This window comes from Planobispora longispora, assembly GCF_016863135.1.
Classification (GTDB): Bacteria; Actinomycetota; Actinomycetes; order Streptosporangiales; family Streptosporangiaceae; genus Planobispora; species Planobispora longispora.
Map to the genome: position 1 here is coordinate 72,812 of NZ_BOOH01000014.1, position 16,481 is coordinate 89,292.

Consider the following 16,481-nt stretch of genomic DNA (forward strand, 5'->3'; position numbering starts at 1 on the left):
AGGAGGGGACCCCTCCGGGCGATCGGTGAGTGCCCCGCTCGCGGCACTAGATCGGCGATGAGGATAGCACTGACTAGTCCAGATATCTGTGTCCTATTTGTGACATGTCATGAAATAGTCATGCAAAGTGACAAGTCGGCCTGAGGGTGCCGGTGGGCACAAACGGAGCGGACGGGTCTGAACGGCAGGCCACGACGGGGCGATCCCGGGGTGAACGCTGAAGGACGGGCGGGTCGTCACGCCGCGGGTCACAAGTGAATCACCCCGCGGCGAGTCGCGGGGTGAGGCGGGCTGCGGATCAGACGGGCCATGGGTGAGTTGAGCCACGACGGGTGAGGCGAGCTACGGATCAGACGAGCCACGGGTGAGTCGACCCGGGACGGGCCGGGGTCACCCCACGGCGATCCGCGAGCTCCGCGAGCCCCGCGTTCCCCGCGGCAGGCGGACGGCCCGCACGTTCCACGGCAGGCGGACGGCCCGCGGCCAGGTCAGCTGTGCGAGCCGTACGGCCAGCACGCCCACCAGCGCGACCTCGGTGCCCAGCAGCACCCGCTCGACCAGGCCGATCAGCACCCGGTCACCCGGCAGCGCCACGTAGGTGATCGCCAGCAGCCCGAACCCCCCGGCCAGCGCCAGCCACTCCAGCGGCCTGGCCACCGCCCGCCATCGCTCGTCCCGGCCGAACCGCGCCGCCATCAGCGCCCCCGCCACCGGCATCACCACGAACGCGGTGATCGACACGTAGCGGTGGACCTGGGCGGGCAGGTCCAGGGCCAGGCCCGGTGCGGTGGTGGGCACGATCGCGATGAGCAGGAGCGCCCCGCTCCACACCAGCATCAGCCGCTCCGCCAGGGCCCCCACCGGCGCCTGCGCCATCCGCAGGCCGGCCACCAGCGCGAGCGATCCGACGCCCAGCGCCATCATGGAGAACTCGGTGGCCCCGCCCCGGTCCAGCACGGCGTACTCGCTGACCGTCAGGTTGAGCGGGTCGAGGTACGGGTCGGGGTCGATCTGTCCGACCACGGCCGCGACGGCCGCCGCCACGATTCCCGCGCAGGCGATCAGGGGGAGGAACGTCTTCAACCGGAGCATGATCTAACCCTGTCCCGGAAAGGCCCCTCCGAACATCCGGAGTGACCCCTGACCCGACCCTGATCCCACCCCTGACCCCCGTGACCCCGAGACCCGCCGCAGCGGCCCCGCGCACCCGCCCGCCCGCCCTCGGCCCCGGCCTCGGAAACCCCCACACCGGCCAAGCGCCGAGGACGGGGGTGCGGGAACCCCCCGAAACCAGCCAGGCACCGAGGTCCCGGGCAGGGACCCCCGCGCACCAGTCGGGTGTGGAGGGTCCGGAGGCGGCTCCGGGGGATCAGCCCCGGTCGCGGGCCTCGGCGTAGCGTGCCCTGATCTCGGGGACGGCGTCGGCCTCGTAATGCCCGGCCGGGCTCGTCTCCCAGGCGGGCGGCTCGTCGCCCCCGGCCAGCAGCCAGGCGGCCTGGCGGGCCGCGCCGTCGGCGACGTACTCCCCGGGCTCGGGCACCGCCACCGGCCGCCCGAAGACGGCGGGGGCGATCCGCCGTACCGCCTCCGACCTGGCCCCGCCCCCGATGAGCAGCACCCGGGCCGGGTCCAGCCCCAGGGCGTCGAAGGCGTCGGCCAGGTGGCAGAGCATGCCCTCCACCGCGGCCCTGGCCAGGTGGGCCGGGGTCGAGGTGGCCAGGGTCAGCCCGTGCAGCGACCCGGTGGCGTCGGGCAGGTTCGGGGTGCGCTCCCCTTCCAGGTACGGCACGCAGACCAGTCCCCCGGCTCCGGCGGGGGCCGAGAGCGCCAGCTCGCCCAGACGGTCGAGGTCCACGCCCAGCAGCCGGGCGGCGGCGTCGAGCACCCGGGCCGCGTTGAGCGTGCACACCAGGGGCAGGAACCGCCCGGTGGCGTCGGCGAACCCGGCCACGGCCCCGGTCGGGTCCGCGCTCGGGCTCTCCGCCACCGCGAACGCCGTCCCGGACGTCCCGATCGAGACCACCACGTCCCCGGGCCGGGCCCCGACCCCGAGGGCGGCGGCCATGTTGTCCCCGGTGCCGGGCGCGAGCCGCGCGTCCGGACCGGGGTCGCGGGCGAGGCGGACCTCGCCCGCGCCGTCCCGGGGGTCCAGCACCCTGGGGAGCTGCGGGACGGAGCCGAAGGCGGCCTGGAGCAGGTCGGTCCGGTAGTCCCCGGTCGCGGGGGACCAGTAGCCGGTCCCGGAGGCGTCACCCCGGTCGGTGACGAGCTCCCCGGCCGCCCCGCCCAGCCGCCACGTCAGCCAGTCGTGCGGGAGGCAGACCGACGCGGTGCGGCGGGCGCTGTCCGGCTCGTGCTCGGCCAGCCAGCGCAGCTTGCTCACCGTGAACGACGCGACCGGCACGCTGCCGACCGCCTCGGCCCACTTCGCCGGCCCGCCCAGCTCGTCCACCAGGTCCACGGCGGCGCGCGCCGACCGGGTGTCGTTCCAGAGCAGCGCCTTTCTCACGACGTTTCCGGACTCGTCGAGGCAGACCATGCCGTGCTGCTGCGCCGCCACGCTGACCGCCGCGACGTCGTCCAGCCCGCCCGCCCGGTCGACCGCCTCGCCCAGCGCCGTCCACCACGCCTCGGGATCGACCTCGGTGCCCTCGGGGTGGGCCGCCCTGCCCTGCCGCACCAGGACGCCCGTGTCCGCGTCCCGGATCACCACCTTGCAGCTCTGGGTGGAGGAGTCCACCCCGGCCACGAGCGTCATCCGCGCACTCCGAGCAGGTGCTCCAGGGCGAGCTGGTTCAGGCGGGTGAAGTGGAAGCCGCGCTCGGCGGCGGCGTCGAGGTCGAAGTCGTCGCGGGCGAGGTCCTCGAGGGTCTCGCCCGGGGCCAGCGTCGGCTGCGCCAGCTCGCCGACCCGGCTGGCGGCCAGCGCCGCCTGCACCTCGGGGTCGGCGCGGAACGCCTTCGACTTCTCCTTCAGGATCAGGTAGGTGCGCATGTTCGCGGCGGCCGACTCCCAGACGTCGGCGGCGTCGTCGGTGCGCAGCGGCTTGTAGTCGAAGTGCCGGGGGCCGTCGTAGCCCTCGTTCTCCAGCAGGTCCACCAGGAAGAACGCGCTCTTCACGTCGCCGTGACCGAAGATCAGGTCCTGGTCGTACTTGGGACCGTGCTGGCCGTTGAGGTCGATGTGGAAGAGCTTGCCGTGCCAGAGGGCCTGGGCGATGCCGTGCACGAAGTTCAGCCCGGCCATCTGCTCGTGGCCCACCTCGGGGTTGAGGCCGACCCGCTCGGGGTGCTCCAGCTCGCTGATGAAGGCCAGCGCGTGGCCGACGGTCGGCAGCAGGATGTCGCCGCGCGGCTCGTTCGGCTTGGGCTCGATGGCGAACCGGATGTCGTAGCCCTTGTCGATCACGTAGGAGGTCAGCAGGTTGAAGCCCTCCCGGAAGCGGTCGAGCGCGGCCTTGACGTCCTTGGCGGCGTCGGACTCGGCGCCCTCCCGGCCGCCCCAGCAGACGTAGGTGGTCGCGCCCAGCTCGGCGGCCAGGTCGATGTTGCGGATCACCTTGCGCAGCGCGTAGCGCCGGACGTCGCGGTCGTTGCTGGTGAACGCGCCGTCCTTGAAGACGGGGTGGGTGAACAGGTTCGTGGTGGCCATCGGGACCTTCAGCCCGGTCTCGGCCAGCGCCCCCTTGAAGCGCTCGATCGCCTTGTCCCGGTCGGGCTCGACGGCCAGCAGGTCGTCGTCGTGGAAGGTGACGCCGTACGCGCCGAGCTCGGCCAGCCTGTGGACGGTCTCCACCGGGTCGAGCGCGGCCCGGGTGGCGTCGCCGAACGGATCGCGGGCCTGCCATCCGACCGTCCACAGGCCGAAGGTGAAGCGGTCCTGCGGGGTGGGCGTGTAGGCGTTCATGAGGCGTTCCTCCGATTTAATCCACTTTATGGATTTAATATGAGTCCAGGGAGTGAGAACGTCAAGGGGTCGGGTTCCGGATGACCCGGCCGGGTTCCACAGGTGGTTCCATGACACCGGATGCGATGACGACGGGTTCCATGACGACGCGGGGTTCCATGACGCAGGCCGTACGGCACGACTCGATGCGCGCGCGCAATCTCGGGGTGGTCCTGTCCGAGGTGCGCCGGAGCGGGCCCGTCACCCGCGCCGCGCTGGCCGAGATCACCGGGCTGACCAAGACGACCGTCTCCAAGATGGTCGGCGACCTGATCGCGGCGGGCATGGTGACCGAGACGGGGACGCTGCGGGACGGCGAGCGCGGCCGGCCGGGCACGACGCTCGCCCTGAGCGGCGAGCGGGTCGCGGCACTCGGACTGGAGATCAACGTCGACTACCTCTCCGTGTGCGTCGTGGACCTCACGCTCACCGTACGGCTGCGCTATGCACAGGCTGTGGACAACAGGGCGTGCACACCCCTGGAGACCCTTACCCACCTGCGGAAACTTATCCACAGGGCTGTGGATGAAGCGCGCACGGCGGGCCTGGTGATCGCCGGTTCCGCACTCGCGGTCCCCGGCCCCGTGGACGGCGGCCTGCTGCACAGCGCGCCGAACCTCGGCTGGCGCGACGTCCGCGTCGGCGACCTCCTGGACGGCCTCCCTGTGGAGGCGGGCGGGAAGTTCCCCGTGGAGGTGGAGAACGAGGCCAACCTCGCCGCCCTGGGCGAGCTCTGGTTCGGCTCGGGGCCCGACGACTTCCTGCACGTGTCGGGCGAGATCGGCATCGGCGCCGGGCTGGTGGTCGGGGGGACGCTCTTCCGGGGCGCCCGCGGCCTCGCCGGGGAGCTGGGCCACGTGATCGTCACCCCCGACGGCCCCGCCTGCCGCTGCGGCGGCCGGGGCTGCCTGGAGCAGTACGCCGGTCAAGAGGCCCTGCTCCGCACCGCCGGCCTGGACCTGCCGCCCTCCCCCGCGACCGGCCTTGACCTGTCGGCCTCCTCCACGGCCGGCCTGGACCTGCCGCCCTCTTCCGCGCCCGGCGCCCTCCCCCCCGCCGCGCCCGGGGCGGGGCCCGGCGGCTCCCCCGCCCTGGCCGAGCTGGTCCGCCGCCTCCAGGAGGGCGACGCGGCCGCGCTGCTGGCCTGCGAGCGCGCCGGGGACGCGCTGGGGATCGCCCTCACCTCGGCGATCAACCTGCTCGACCCCGGCACGATCGTGCTGGGCGGCGTCTTCGCCCCGCTCTTCCCCTGGATCTCCAGCCCGGCCCGCGCCGCCCTGGCCGACCGGCTGGGGGCGATGCGCCGGGCCGTGCCGGAGCTGGCCGTCTCACGGCTCGGCGCCGACGCGGCGGCCCTCGGCGCCGCAGGGAGCGTCCTGCAGCGGGTCATCGCCGACCCGGGCGGTCACATGACTACAGGCCGGAGGGGTCCCGGCCCACGCTGATCTCCTCGGCGACGCGGCGGAGGTCCGGCCCGTCCAGGCCGGGCACCCCGCCCAGCCGGCGCCGGAGCACGGCGACCACCTCGGGCACGGCCGCCCCGGCGTACTCCACCGCGACCTCGTGGACGATCCGGAAGAGCGCGCGCTCCGCGTCGTATCCGGTGTCCCTCCCGATCACTTCCGTCCGGGCGAGAGAAGCCTCCGTCATTCGCCGTTTCCCCCTGTCGAGTCGGCTGGGTCGAATGGTCGGGGGCAACGGTACGTCAGGAGCCGGGCTCCCGCAGGATTGCCGCGCAGATCGTGGCGAGCTGTTCGACCTGATCGGCGGAGAGCCGGTCGAACAGGCTCTGCCGCACCGCTCCGACGTGGCCCGGGGCGGCCGCGGCGAGCACGGCGAACCCCTCGTCGGTGAGCGCGGCCCAGCTCACCCGCCGGTCGGCGGGGCACGGTTCGCGCCGGACCCAGCCGCGCTCCTCCAGCCGCGCCACCGCATGCGAGAGCCGGCTCTGCGAGGAGTTGGCCGCCGCAGCCAGTTCGCTCATCCGCATCCTGCGCTCGGGCGACTCCGACAGCCGTACCAGAATGGCGTAGTAGGCGTGCGGCATGCCTGAGTCCCGCTGCAACTGGCGGTCGAGATCCTCCTGGATCCGCTGCGAGGCCGCCAGGAAGGCCCGCCAGGTCCGCTGCTCGTCCTCATCCAGCCATCTCGTCATGACACCAGTTTACTTGAACTCTCAAGTTCTACGAGGTACGGTACTTGAGAGTTCAAGTTCTTGTCGGCTCCAGGGGGAACCATGCCCATCCAGCGCCTCAACCACGCGGTCCTGTACGTGCGCGACGTCGAGCGCAGCGTCGCCTTCTACCGGGACGCCCTCGGCTTCGAGGCCGTCATGGGCATGCCCGGCGCGGCCTTCCTCCAGGCGTCCGGATCCACCAACGACCACGACCTCGGCCTGTTCCAGATCGGCGCCCAGGCGGGCCCCTCCGCGGCCGGCCGCTCCACCGTCGGGCTCTACCACCTGGCCTGGGAGGTCGACACGCTGGAGGAACTGGAGCGGATCGCCGCCAAGCTCGGCGCGCTCGGCGCGCTGGTCGGCGCCTCCGACCACTCCACCACCAAGGCGCTGTACGCCAAGGACCCCGACGGCCTGGAGTTCGAGGTCTCCTGGCTGGTCCCCGCCCACCTCATCACCGAGGAGACCCTCGCCGGGCGTTCACGCATCAAGCCGCTGGACATCGCCGGGGAGAAGGAGCGGTACGGCGCGCGCACGCGCGGCGGAGTCGGGATCTCCATCCCCGCCTGACGCCCGCGCCAGCCCCGCCCGCTTCTCGCCCGCCCGCCGCGTCAGCCGCGCGAACCGACGCCGCGTCAGCCGCGCGGACCGGCGTCGCGGACGAGCAGCGCGGCCTGCACGCGGTTCGAGCAGCCGAGCTTGGCCAGGATCCGGCTCACGTAGGTCTTGATGGTCGTCTCGCTCATGTACAGCCGGCGGCCGATCTCGGCGTTGGACAGCCCCTCGGCCAGCAGGCCCACCACCTCCGACTCGCGGGGCGCCAGCGCCGCCAGCCGGTCGGCCGCCTCCTTCCGGCGGAGGGCCTCTGCCGGCGTGACCATGTCCAGAACCGTCCGGGTCACCGCGGGGGACAGGTAGGCGTCCCCGCGGTGCGCCGCCCGGACCGCGCGGATCAGCTCATCGGGCGTGCAGTTCTTGAGCACGAAGCCGGCCACGCCGTTCTGCACGGCACGCAGCACGTTCGGCTCCGCGCCGAAGGCCGTGAGCACCACGGTCCGCAGGCCGGGCATCCGGCGGCGCAGCTCCTCGGCCGCGCCCAGGCCGTCCAGCACCGGCATGTTGATGTCGACCAGCGCCACGTCGGCCCGGTGCCTGATCGCCCCCTCGACGGCCGCCCTGCCGTCCGCCGCCTCGGCGACCACCTCGATGTCGCCCGCCGACTCCAGCACGGTGCGGATGCCGGCCGTGATCAGCGGCTCGTCGTCGGCGACCAGGACTTTGATCAACTCATCTCACCCCCACCACCACGCCCGCGGACAGGATCCCGATCATCGCGATCGCCGCGGCGAGACCGAGCGCGACCGTCCGGACGCGTTCCGCCCCGGACGGCCCGTCGCCGGGGATCTCTCCGGGGGCCTCCGTGACGGCCGTCTCCGCACCGCTGGCGGGCACCATCGCGAAGAGCCGGAACTCCTCGGCCGACCGGCGGTGGTCCAGGAAACCGCCGGCGAGCCGCACCCGCTCACCCAGCCCGGCCAGACCGTGTCCGGAACCGCCGGAGCCCGCGGAGCTCGCGGAGTTCCCGGAGCTCACGGCGGCCGGGCCGTCCGGGACGGGGTTGGACACGGTGACCAGCAGCGCGTCCGGCTCCCACGCGACGTTCACCGTGACCGGCAGGCCCGGAGCGTGCTTGACCGCGTTGGTCAGCCCCTCCTCGACCACCCGGTACACCGCCTCCCCGGCCGCCGGGGACAACGCCCGGGATTCCCCCCGCCACCGCGGTTCCACCACCGTGACCCCCGCCGCCCGGAACTCCTCCAGCAGCGTTCCGAGCGTCTCCGCGCCGAATGACCGCACCGGCGGCTCGTCCTGCGCCCGGAGCGTCCCGACCAGCTCGTACAGTTCGTCCATCGCGGCGCGCGCCGCTCCCGCCAGCTGCCGGACCGCCTGCCGCTCCGGTGCGGGCAGCGGCGACACCTCCAGCGCCGCCGCCTGGACCGACACGAGGCTGAGCCGGTGCCCGAGGGAGTCGTGCATGTCCCGGGCGATCCGCAGCCGCTCGCGCAGCCGCTCCCGCTCGGCGAGGAGCTCCCGCTCCTGCCGGAGCCGCCGGTTGTGCCGGTCGAGCGTGGAGACCAGCCGCTCGTGCTGGGCGAGGTACCGGCCGGCCAGCAGCGGCAGCGCGACGAACACGAGGTAGGCGTACACGAAGAAAGGAGCCTCCGCCACGGACGGGGGCAGGAGCACGAACTGCACGGCGAGGCCGCCGCACGCCGCGCCGACGGCCACGGCCAGGCTCCGCGGCGAGGTGATCCCGCGCCCGGCGTGGTAGGCGGTCCACAGCAGGAGGAGATACGTGCCGCCGGCCAGCGAGGCGAGAGTCAGCGCGGACGCGAACGCTCCCGCCGGGGACCGCCGGCACAGCATGATCACCAGCCCCACGGCCAGCGCGTACCCCGCCGTCCCCCACGAGAGCGGGGCGCCCCGCCCCGCGGCCACCACGAGCGCCGTGTCGCCCAGGACCACGACGACGGCGAGAAGATGTCGGCCCATGCTGCGGTATCGGCCCATACCGCGCAGACTACGTCCCGGTCCGCTCCCGGTCGCCGTGCCGGCCGCCCCGTCGACTTTCGTCGGCGGGAACCGGGCACTTTCGAGGACTGCGCGGGAGCGGTCCCGATTCCTAGCGTGGGCCGCGTGATCGACATACAGAACCTCAGCAAGAGGTACGGGGACACGGTCGCGGTCGACGGGCTCTCCTTCACCGTGCGGCCGGGCCGGGTGACCGGGTTCCTCGGCCCGAACGGGGCCGGCAAATCCACCACGATGCGGATGGCCCTGGGCCTCGACCACCCCACCGGGGGCCGGGCCCTCATCGACGGCCGCCGCTACCGCGAGCTGGCCGACCCGCTGCGCCGGGTCGGGGCCGTGCTGGAGGCGGGGGAGGTGCATCCCGGCCGCAGCGCGTACGGCCACCTGCTCTGGATGGCGCGGAGCAACCGGATCCCCGCCTCCCGCGTCCGGGAGGTGCTGGAGCTGGTCGGGCTGGAGAAGGTCGCCCGCCGGCGGGTCCGGGGCTTCTCGCTCGGCATGACCCAGCGGCTCGGCATCGCCGCGGCGCTGCTGGGGGACCCGCCGGTGCTCCTGCTCGACGAGCCGGTCAACGGGCTGGATCCCGAGGGGGTCCGGTGGATCCGGAACCTCATGAGAGGGCTGGCCGCCGAGGGCCGGACGGTGTTCGTCTCCAGCCACCTGATGGGCGAGATGGCGCTCACCGCGGACCACCTCGTCGTGATCGGCCGCGGCCGGCTGCTCGCCGACACCTCCACGCGGGAGTTCATCGAGGCCAACTCGCACTCCCGCGTCCGGATCCGCACGCCCGAGCCGGAGCGGATGCGCCGGGCGCTGGCCGCGGCCGGCGTCCGGGTACGGCAGGCGGCGGACGGAACGCTGGAGGCGTACGGGACGGAGGCCGCGAGGGTCGGCGATCTGGCCGCGGCGAGCGGCCTGGCGGTGCACGGGATCGGCATGGAGACGGCGTCGCTGGAGGAGGCGTTCATGCGGCTCACCGGGGAGGGGACGGCGGCGCCGGACAGCGGAGACGGCGCGGACCACCGCGCCACGGGATCGGACACCGGAGACGGCGCGGACCACCGCGCCACGGGATCGGACACCGGAGACCGCGCGGACCACCGCGCCGCGGGGCCACGCTCCGGGGAACGCCGGGCCGGGAGGCGGGGATGAGCGTGGTCGCCGCGCGCGCGGTCCTCGCCGCCGAATGGGTCAAGATCAGAACCCTTCGATCGACGGTCTCGATCCTGCTGCTGGGCGCCGCCCTCAGCGCCGGTCCCGGCTATCTGCTGGGCCTCAGCTTCAGCGGCAACTTCGCCGGCATGTCCCGGGAGCGGCCCGACTCCCCCGACCTGCTCTTCGCCACCTTCTACAGTCTCACCATCGGCCAGCTTCCCCTGGTGACGTTCGCGGTCCTGGCCGTGGGCGGCGAGTACGCCTCGGGAACGATCCGCGCCTCCCTGACGGCGGTGCCCCGGCGCGGCGCGTTCTACGGCGGCAAGATGCTCGCCGTGGCGCTGACGGCGCTGGGCGTCGCCGCGGTCGCCGTCCCGGCGACCTTCTTCGCGGCGCAGGCGGGTCTCGGCCCCTACGGCATGTCCCTGGACGCGGCCGGGGTGCCGCAGGCCATCCTCGGCTCCTGCCTCTACCTGACGCTCATCTGCGTCTTCGCCGCGGGAGTGACGGCGATGCTGCGCAGTTCGACGTTCTCGCTCGGCATCCTGCTCCCGCTGCTCTTCCTCGGCTCCCAGGGGCTCGGCAACATCCCGCAGGTGAAGGCCGTCACGCAGTATCTGCCGGATCAGGCGGGAATGGTGATCATGCATCTCACCGGCCCGTCCGGGGATCCGAACTTCGGCCGCCCGTACGGCCCGTGGGCCGGGATGGGCATCGTCACCCTCTGGGCCGCCGCCGCCCTCGTCGGCGGTTACCTGACGCTGCGGCGCCGTGACGCCTGAAGGGCCGTACGCCTGGGGGACTGTCGCGATATTCCGGCGCCCGACTCTCGTTTTGTGACTCCAGGTAACGAGACATGAGCGCTCCGTGATGGATAATGGCGGGATGGACGAGGTCGAATCGCTGCGCACCCTCCGCGTCCACCTGGCCGAGCGCGGAATCTCCGCCGATCTGCGCGGGGAGGCGTTGGTCGTCCGTCCACCGGCGTCCCACCTGCCGGTCTGGGTGTTCGTCGGCTACGGGGGCGCGTTCTTCTGCTGGCAGTCCGCCGAGGAGCGCCACCCCGTGACCGACATGGCCGGCGCCGCCGACGCCCTGGCCCTCTACACCACACCCCCGGCCTCGCTGTTCGGCGAGACGGCGCGCTCGTGACGCGCCGTCCGACACACCACCCGCCGCACCGCCCGCCGCCCCTCCCGCCGTCCGTCACGCCACGGGCACCGGCCGGGGCTCCTCCTGCGCCCGCAGGTCGTAGGCCTCCCGGGCGGTCAGGATCTCGTCCACGTGCTCCTCGGACCAGCGCTTGACGCCCTCCATCAGCCCGGCCACGCTCCGCCCGAGGTCGCTCAGCTCGTACTCCACCCGGGGCGGGATCGTCGGGTAGACGGTGCGGATCACTATGCCGTCGCGCTCCATGACGCGTAGCGTCTGGGTGAGGCTCTTCTGCGTGATCCCGTCGAGCTTGCGGCGCAGCACGCCGAACCGGAGAGGACCGTGCCGCAGGGCGTCGATCAGCAGGCAGGTCCACTTGTTGGCGAGCGCCTCCAGGACCGTCCGCGAGGCGCAGCCCCTCAGGTAGGCGTCGACGCTCCAGTTTCCCGCATCACACTTGGTATCCACAAGGTACCTATATATCGGAAAGGTGCCTTCTTTCCTAGGGATACCGGTTCCCTTCACGATTGACCTCGCACGGTTCGTGCTGAACCCCTGATGAGGAGATCGTGATGCGTTCTGTCACCCAGTCCACTGTCGGTGACCCGTCCGTACTGGAGATCGTCGAGGTCGAGCGCCCGGAGCCGGGCTACGGACAGGTTCTGATCAAGCTCGGCGCCGCCGGGATCAACCCGGTCGACGCGGCCGTGCGGTCCGGCGCCTACCCGATCCTCGGCGAGCCTCCGTTCACGCTCGGCTGGGACGTCGCGGGCACGATCGAGGCCGTCGGCTCCGGGATCTCGGCGTTCGCCCCCGGTGACGAGGTTCTGGGCATGCCCGCCTTCCCCGCCGAGGCCGCCGCCCACGCCGACTACGTGCTCGTCTCGCCCAACGAGATCGTGCGCAGGCCCGCCGCCCTGACCGTCGAGGAGGCGGGCGCCCTCCCGCTGGCGGGCCTGACCGCCTGGCAGGCGCTCGTCGGGATCGCGCGCGTCGAGGCCGGCCAGAGCGTGCTCATCCACCGCGCCGCCGGTGGCGTCGGCCACCTGGCCGTGCAGATCGCCAAGGCACGCGGGGCGTACGTCATCGGCACCGCCCGGGCCGACAACCACGCCTTCCTCCGCGACCTCGGCGCGGACCGGCTGATCGACTACACCACGGCGGACTTCGTGGCCGAGGCCGGGCCGGTGGACGTGGTCTTCGACCTGATGGGCGGCGAGTACGGCGAGCGCTCCGCCGCCGCCCTCAAGCCCGGCGGCCTGCTCGTCGGCGCGCTCGGCGGCCCGATGGGGGGCATCACCCCGGAGCGGGCGGCCGAGCTGGGGGTGCGGCTGGAGGTGGTGTCCGTGCGCCCCTCCGCGGCGGACCTGGCGCAGCTGGTCGCGCTGGCGGAGGCCGGGAAGCTGCGGGTGCACGTGGACCAGAGCCTGCCGCTGGCCGAGGTCGCCAAGGCGCACGAGCTCGTCTCGGGCGGCCGCACGAGGGGCAAGATCGTCCTGGTCCCGTGATCCGGCGGGAACGGACGACCCCGCGGTCCGCCGCGGACGGGGACGGGTCAGACGGCCCGGTGGTACTGGTCGGGCCACCGGGCCTCGCCGCCCGCGAGCTCCGCGGACTCCGCGAGCTCGCGGGCGGCCAGGTTCGGCCAGTACGGGTTGCGCAGCAGCTCCCTGCCGAGGAGGACCGCGTCGGCCTGCCCCGAGGCGACGATCTCCTCCGCCTGCCGGGCCTCGGTGATCAGGCCGACGGCGCCCACCGGCAGGTCGGTCTCGGCCTTCACCCGGGCCGCGAACGGGACCTGGTAGCCGGGGGCGGCGGGGATGCGCGCCGCCGGGGCGACACCGCCCGTGGAGGTGTCCAGCAGATCGACCCCGTGCGCGAGCAGGTCCTTGGCGAAGCGCACCGTATCGTCGGCGGTCCAGCCCTCCCGGTCGTCCTCGGGGTTCTCCGTCAGCCAGTCGGTGGCCGAGATGCGGAAGAAGACCGGCAGCTCGTCCGGCCACACCGCGCGGACGGCGTCCACGACCTCCAGCGCGAACCGGGTGCGGTTCTCGTAGGAGCCGCCGTAGGCGTCGGTGCGGCGGTTGCTGTGCGGCGACAGGAACTCGTTGATGAGATAGCCGTGCGCGCCGTGGACCTCGGCCACCTGGAAACCGGCGGCCAGCGCCCGCCGCGCCGCGGCGCCGAACGCCTCGACGAGCTTGTGGATCTCGTCCACGCTCAGCTCCGCCGGGACGGGATAGCCCTCGGCGAAGGGGATCGCGCTCGGGGCGACCGGCTGCCAGCCGTGCTGGTCGGGGCCGACGGGCGCGCCGCCACGCCAGGGGCGGTCGGTGGAGGCCTTGCGCCCGGCGTGCGCGAGCTGGATGCCCGGCACCGCGCCGTACTCGCGCAGGAAGCGGGTGATCCGGGCGAACCCCTCCTGCTGACGGTCGTTCCAGACGCCCAGGTCGGCGGGGCTGATCCGGCCCTCGGGCGTCACCGCGGTGGCCTCGGTGAGGATCAGCCCGGCCCCGCCCACCGCCCTGGCGCCCAGGTGGGTGAGGTGCCAGTCGGTCGGGACTCCCTGGTCGGGACCGTCGACCGCCGCGCAGTACTGGCACATGGGAGCCATCCAGGCCCGGTTGGGGATGGTCAGGCTCCGCAGCCTCAGGGGCTCGAACAACGCGCTCACGGTCACGCTCCTTGATCGGGAGGGGGGATGGATGCCCCGAGTGCATCCGCGTCCTAATACGATAAACATCGTAGTACGGCATGTGTCAAACTACGATGGTCGTCGTACAATTGGACGGAGCAACAGGAGGAGCCGCCGTGTCGACCTCACCCACCCGGGCCCTGGATCACCCGGAGCGCGAGGAGATCCGCCTGGAGGCCGTGCTGCACGCGCTGTCCGACCCGATGCGCCTGCAGGTGGTGCGCTTCCTCGCCGAGCTGGGCGAGGGGGAGGGCGCGGCGTGCTCGGCCATCGAGCTGGCGATCAGCAAGTCGACCACCACGCACCACTTCCGGGTGCTCCGCGAGGCCGGGGTGATCAGCCAGGTCTACCAGGGCACCGCGAAGATGAACGCGCTGCGCCGCGGCGATCTCGACGCCCTCTTCCCCGGCCTGCTCGAAAGCGTTCTGAGCGCCGACGCGGCCCAGCGGCAGCGCGCCTGACCCGACCGCGCGCCGGCTGGTCCCGCAGCGCGCCGGCCGCCCTCCGGGCACAGGCGCCCCCGGACACACCGGCCGGGCCCGCCGGACCCGGGGGAGAACGACATCGGAACGGGAAAACTATGGCGTCCGGCCACATTGCCCGCCGGAACGCGCCTGCCAGGATGCCGTACATGAAACTCACCGCACGTGGCCTCCGGCACAACCTGCTGGTCCGGGGGCCGATCGACGGCCCGCCCGTGCTGCTGGTCCACGGCAACTGCTCCTCCGGGGCGTTCTGGGAGCCGCTGGTACGGCTGCTGCCCGCGCACTGGCGAATCGTCGCCCCCGACCTGCGCGGCTACGGGGAGACCGACACGGTCCCCGTCGACGCCACCCGCGGGCTGCGCGACTTCGCCGACGACCTGGCCGCGCTGCTGGACGCGGAGGAGGTCTTCCCGGCGGGTGCGCGCCCGGTGGTGGTGGGGCACTCGATGGGCGGCGGCGTGGCGATGCAGCTGCTGATCGACGCCCCGGAGCGGGTCGCCGGACTGGTGCTGGAGGCGCCGCTGTCGCCGTACGGCTTCGGCCTGGGCGGGGCGGGCGCGGCCAACCCCGAGTTCGTGGAGCGCCTGGTCTCCGGCGACCGCACCGCCGACTCCCCCGCCAGCCCCCGCACGATCCTGCGGACTTACTACGTCGCCGACCCGGCGAGCCTCGGCGCGGACGAGGAACTGCTGCTCGACACCGTGCTGTCCACCGCCGTCGCCGAGGGCAACTACCCCGGTGACGCGGCCGCCGCCGAGGAGTGGCCCGGCGTCGGCGCCGGGAAGCACGGCGTGCTCAACGCCATGGCGCCGCGCTGGTTCGGCATCGCCGACGACCTGGTCACGGTCCCCGTCAAGCCGAAGGTGACCTGGGTCCGCGGCGACGCCGACCAGATCGTCTCGGACGCGTCCCTGTTCGACCTGGCCAACCTGGGCAAACTCGGCGCGGTGCCCGGCTGGCCGGGTGAGGAGCTGTGCCCGCCGCAGCCGATGGTCGCTCAGACCAGGGAGGTGCTCGAACGGTACGCCGCGGCGGGCGGGGCCTACGAGGAGATCGTCTACGCCGGGGTGGGGCACAGCCCGCACATCGAGCGCGCCGCCGACTTCGCCGAGGTGCTGCGCGCCGCCGTGGGACGGTGACGCGGTGCCGCGGGGTGGTGACGTGTGGCGCCATCGGGCGACGACGTGATGCCGTGGGGCGGCGACGTCGTGCCGTGGGGCGGCGACGCGACGCCGGGCCGCCGCCGGGAGCCGGGCCACCGGATGGAGACCGTCCCCGTCCGGGGCGGCGACCTCCGGGTCGGCGTGTGGGGGGACCGGGGACCGCTGGTCGTGGCCGCCCACGGGATCACCTCCTCGCACATGGCGTGGACGCTGGTCGGCCCGGAGCTGGGAGGCGACCACCGGTTCGTCGCGGTGGACCTGCGCGGCCGGGGCGGCAGCAGGGACCTGCCCGCGCCGTACGGCATGGCCGCGCACGCCGACGACCTCGCGGCGGTGATCCGCCGCTACGGGGGCGGGCCCGCCGTACTGGCCGGGCACTCGATGGGCGGGTTCGTCGTGGCCGAGACCGCCCGGCGCCACCCGCACCTGGCCGACCGGCTGGTCCTGGTGGACGGCGGCGCGCCGCTGCCCCTGCCGCCCGGCGCGGGCGACGTGCCGGAGGCGATCGAGCGCACCGTGGGACCGGTGCTGGCCCGGCTGCGGCGGACCTTCGCGACCCGGGAGGAGTATCGCGACCTGTGGCGCGCGCATCCGGCGTTCGCCGACTGGACCGAGGCGTGCGCCGCCTACGCGGACTACGACCTGGTGGAGGCGGCGGGCGTGGGGAGCGGGTTCGTGGCGGCGTGCCGCCTGGAGGCCGCGCTCGCCGACGCCCCGGAGGTGTACGCGCTGCCCGGCGTCCTCCCCCGGCCCCTGCCGGCGCCCGCCGTTTTCCTCCGCGCGGCCCGCGGCATGCTGGACGAACCGGACGCGCCGCTGTACTCCCCCGGCCGGGCCGCCGAGTGGCTGCCCGGCGTCGCCGAGTCCACCGTGGACGGCGTCAACCACTACACGATCACACTCGGTCCCGTCGGAAGCGCGGCGGTCGTCCGGGCCGTCCGGAGCGCGACCGCCGGCCGGCTCTGACGAGAGATCCCCCGTCCTCGCGGAACCAGGATTCCTGGGTGCCCGGGTTCCCGCCGGTTCCGTGGATCCCGGATTCCCACCGGTCCCATGGGTCCCAGATTCACGCAAATCCCGCGAAGGGATTTCCCGTCCGCCGGTCCCTCCACCGGCCT

At 73.6% G+C, this 16,481-nt stretch carries 18 protein-coding genes; 9 read left to right on the forward strand and 9 right to left on the reverse strand.

Annotated elements, in window-relative coordinates; translation table 11 throughout:
- Nucleotides 1–390: 390 nt before the first annotated feature.
- The 3 genes from Plo01_RS07515 to xylA all read right to left on the reverse strand — a co-directional run bounded on the left by Plo01_RS07515 (nucleotide 391) and on the right by xylA (nucleotide 3,906).
- Entirely contained in the window at nucleotides 391–1,092 is a 702-nt protein-coding gene (locus Plo01_RS07515) for a DUF998 domain-containing protein (protein ID WP_203889786.1), read from the reverse strand.
- A 277-nt stretch (nucleotides 1,093–1,369) separates the two neighbouring features.
- The gene (gene xylB, locus Plo01_RS07520; protein ID WP_203889787.1) at nucleotides 1,370–2,758 is read right to left on the reverse strand and encodes a xylulokinase; all 1,389 of its coding nucleotides are present in this window, start codon (nucleotides 2,756–2,758) and stop codon (nucleotides 1,370–1,372) included.
- Nucleotides 2,755–3,906 carry a xylose isomerase gene (gene xylA / locus Plo01_RS07525; protein ID WP_203889788.1) on the reverse strand — a complete coding sequence of 384 codons (1,152 nt, stop codon included), beginning with the start codon at nucleotides 3,904–3,906 and terminating at the stop codon, nucleotides 2,755–2,757. Before xylA ends, xylB begins: the two co-directional genes overlap by 4 nt.
- A gap of 140 nt (nucleotides 3,907–4,046) precedes the next feature.
- On the opposite strand from xylA, the gene Plo01_RS07530 reads away from it, so the two are divergent.
- Nucleotides 4,047–5,390, forward strand: coding sequence for an ROK family transcriptional regulator (locus Plo01_RS07530; protein WP_203889789.1), 1,344 nt, complete (start codon nucleotides 4,047–4,049; stop codon nucleotides 5,388–5,390).
- Here Plo01_RS07530 and Plo01_RS07535 read toward each other — a convergent pair.
- Together Plo01_RS07535 and Plo01_RS07540 are read right to left on the reverse strand one after the other, a co-directional pair.
- The gene (locus Plo01_RS07535) at nucleotides 5,359–5,595 is read right to left on the reverse strand and encodes a hypothetical protein (RefSeq protein WP_203889790.1); all 237 of its coding nucleotides are present in this window, start codon (nucleotides 5,593–5,595) and stop codon (nucleotides 5,359–5,361) included. The two genes, Plo01_RS07530 and Plo01_RS07535, sit on opposite strands and share 32 nt — an antisense overlap.
- A gap of 55 nt (nucleotides 5,596–5,650) precedes the next feature.
- On the reverse strand, nucleotides 5,651–6,100 hold the full coding sequence (locus Plo01_RS07540) for a MarR family winged helix-turn-helix transcriptional regulator (RefSeq protein ID WP_203889791.1): 450 nt from the start codon (nucleotides 6,098–6,100) through the stop codon (nucleotides 5,651–5,653).
- A gap of 81 nt (nucleotides 6,101–6,181) precedes the next feature.
- On the opposite strand from Plo01_RS07540, the gene Plo01_RS07545 reads away from it, so the two are divergent.
- A complete protein-coding gene (locus Plo01_RS07545; protein ID WP_203889792.1) occupies nucleotides 6,182–6,691 on the forward strand; it encodes a VOC family protein in 510 nt (169 codons plus the stop codon).
- Between the two features lie 65 nt (nucleotides 6,692–6,756).
- Here the strand turns inward: Plo01_RS07545 and Plo01_RS07550 are convergent, their stop codons facing one another.
- Entirely contained in the window at nucleotides 6,757–7,407 is a 651-nt protein-coding gene (locus Plo01_RS07550; RefSeq protein ID WP_203889793.1) for a response regulator, read from the reverse strand.
- A 1-nt stretch (nucleotide 7,408) separates the two neighbouring features.
- Nucleotides 7,409–8,692, reverse strand: coding sequence for a sensor histidine kinase (locus tag Plo01_RS07555; protein WP_203889794.1), 1,284 nt, complete (start codon nucleotides 8,690–8,692; stop codon nucleotides 7,409–7,411).
- A gap of 126 nt (nucleotides 8,693–8,818) precedes the next feature.
- Here Plo01_RS07555 and Plo01_RS07560 point away from each other — a divergent pair, with 126 nt between their 5' ends.
- The 3 genes from Plo01_RS07560 (at nucleotide 8,819) to Plo01_RS07570 (ending at nucleotide 11,020) form a co-directional block, all read left to right on the forward strand.
- Nucleotides 8,819–9,865 (forward strand): ABC transporter ATP-binding protein, encoded by a 1,047-nt coding sequence (locus Plo01_RS07560; RefSeq protein WP_203889795.1) that lies wholly within the window; start codon nucleotides 8,819–8,821, stop codon nucleotides 9,863–9,865.
- The gene (locus Plo01_RS07565; RefSeq protein ID WP_203889796.1) at nucleotides 9,862–10,650 is read left to right on the forward strand and encodes an ABC transporter permease subunit; all 789 of its coding nucleotides are present in this window, start codon (nucleotides 9,862–9,864) and stop codon (nucleotides 10,648–10,650) included. The genes Plo01_RS07560 and Plo01_RS07565 overlap by 4 nt, the downstream gene beginning before the upstream one ends.
- A gap of 103 nt (nucleotides 10,651–10,753) precedes the next feature.
- A complete protein-coding gene (locus Plo01_RS07570; protein ID WP_203889797.1) occupies nucleotides 10,754–11,020 on the forward strand; it encodes a hypothetical protein in 267 nt (88 codons plus the stop codon).
- A gap of 54 nt (nucleotides 11,021–11,074) precedes the next feature.
- Here the strand turns inward: Plo01_RS07570 and Plo01_RS07575 are convergent, their stop codons facing one another.
- Nucleotides 11,075–11,488 carry a winged helix-turn-helix transcriptional regulator gene (locus Plo01_RS07575; protein WP_203889798.1) on the reverse strand — a complete coding sequence of 138 codons (414 nt, stop codon included), beginning with the start codon at nucleotides 11,486–11,488 and terminating at the stop codon, nucleotides 11,075–11,077.
- 104 nt (nucleotides 11,489–11,592) lie between these two features.
- Between Plo01_RS07575 and Plo01_RS07580 the strand changes: the two genes are divergently transcribed.
- Nucleotides 11,593–12,528 (forward strand): NADP-dependent oxidoreductase, encoded by a 936-nt coding sequence (locus Plo01_RS07580; protein WP_203889799.1) that lies wholly within the window; start codon nucleotides 11,593–11,595, stop codon nucleotides 12,526–12,528.
- Nucleotides 12,529–12,575: 47 nt separating this feature from the next.
- On the opposite strand, the gene Plo01_RS07585 is transcribed toward Plo01_RS07580, so the two are convergent.
- Nucleotides 12,576–13,694: an NADH:flavin oxidoreductase/NADH oxidase gene (locus Plo01_RS07585; RefSeq protein ID WP_203889800.1), complete on the reverse strand. Its 1,119-nt coding sequence runs from the start codon at nucleotides 13,692–13,694 to the stop codon at nucleotides 12,576–12,578.
- Between the two features lie 95 nt (nucleotides 13,695–13,789).
- Between Plo01_RS07585 and Plo01_RS07590 the strand changes: the two genes are divergently transcribed.
- The 3 genes from Plo01_RS07590 (at nucleotide 13,790) to Plo01_RS07600 (ending at nucleotide 16,329) form a co-directional block, all read left to right on the forward strand.
- Complete coding sequence (locus tag Plo01_RS07590; RefSeq protein WP_203889801.1) at nucleotides 13,790–14,176, forward strand: ArsR/SmtB family transcription factor; 387 nt, start codon at nucleotides 13,790–13,792, stop codon at nucleotides 14,174–14,176.
- 170 nt (nucleotides 14,177–14,346) lie between these two features.
- Nucleotides 14,347–15,339 (forward strand): alpha/beta hydrolase, encoded by a 993-nt coding sequence (locus Plo01_RS07595; RefSeq protein WP_203889802.1) that lies wholly within the window; start codon nucleotides 14,347–14,349, stop codon nucleotides 15,337–15,339.
- 24 nt (nucleotides 15,340–15,363) lie between these two features.
- Nucleotides 15,364–16,329 carry an alpha/beta hydrolase gene (locus tag Plo01_RS07600; RefSeq protein ID WP_203889803.1) on the forward strand — a complete coding sequence of 322 codons (966 nt, stop codon included), beginning with the start codon at nucleotides 15,364–15,366 and terminating at the stop codon, nucleotides 16,327–16,329.
- The last annotated feature ends 152 nt before the right edge of the window (nucleotides 16,330–16,481 follow it).

What these genes read in the sequence shown, in the direction of transcription:
- Plo01_RS07565 (WP_203889796.1), top strand. Translation starts at nt 9,862, where the DNA reads ATGAGCGTGGTCGCCGCGCGCGCGGTCCTCGCCGCCGAATGGGTCAAG.
- Plo01_RS07580 (WP_203889799.1), top strand. Translation starts at nt 11,593, where the DNA reads ATGCGTTCTGTCACCCAGTCCACTGTCGGTGACCCGTCCGTACTGGAG.
- xylA (WP_203889788.1), bottom strand. Translation starts at nt 3,906, where the DNA reads ATGAACGCCTACACGCCCACCCCGCAGGACCGCTTCACCTTCGGCCTG.
- xylB (WP_203889787.1), bottom strand. Translation starts at nt 2,758, where the DNA reads ATGACGCTCGTGGCCGGGGTGGACTCCTCCACCCAGAGCTGCAAGGTG.
- Plo01_RS07595 (WP_203889802.1), top strand. Translation starts at nt 14,347, where the DNA reads ATGAAACTCACCGCACGTGGCCTCCGGCACAACCTGCTGGTCCGGGGG.
- Plo01_RS07545 (WP_203889792.1), top strand. Translation starts at nt 6,182, where the DNA reads ATGCCCATCCAGCGCCTCAACCACGCGGTCCTGTACGTGCGCGACGTC.
- Plo01_RS07535 (WP_203889790.1), bottom strand. Translation starts at nt 5,595, where the DNA reads ATGACGGAGGCTTCTCTCGCCCGGACGGAAGTGATCGGGAGGGACACC.
- Plo01_RS07540 (WP_203889791.1), bottom strand. Translation starts at nt 6,100, where the DNA reads ATGACGAGATGGCTGGATGAGGACGAGCAGCGGACCTGGCGGGCCTTC.
- Plo01_RS07570 (WP_203889797.1), top strand. Translation starts at nt 10,754, where the DNA reads ATGGACGAGGTCGAATCGCTGCGCACCCTCCGCGTCCACCTGGCCGAG.
- Plo01_RS07590 (WP_203889801.1), top strand. Translation starts at nt 13,790, where the DNA reads ATGGTCGTCGTACAATTGGACGGAGCAACAGGAGGAGCCGCCGTGTCG.
- Plo01_RS07555 (WP_203889794.1), bottom strand. Translation starts at nt 8,692, where the DNA reads ATGGGCCGATACCGCAGCATGGGCCGACATCTTCTCGCCGTCGTCGTG.
- Plo01_RS07515 (WP_203889786.1), bottom strand. Translation starts at nt 1,092, where the DNA reads ATGCTCCGGTTGAAGACGTTCCTCCCCCTGATCGCCTGCGCGGGAATC.
- Plo01_RS07530 (WP_203889789.1), top strand. Translation starts at nt 4,047, where the DNA reads ATGACGACGCGGGGTTCCATGACGCAGGCCGTACGGCACGACTCGATG.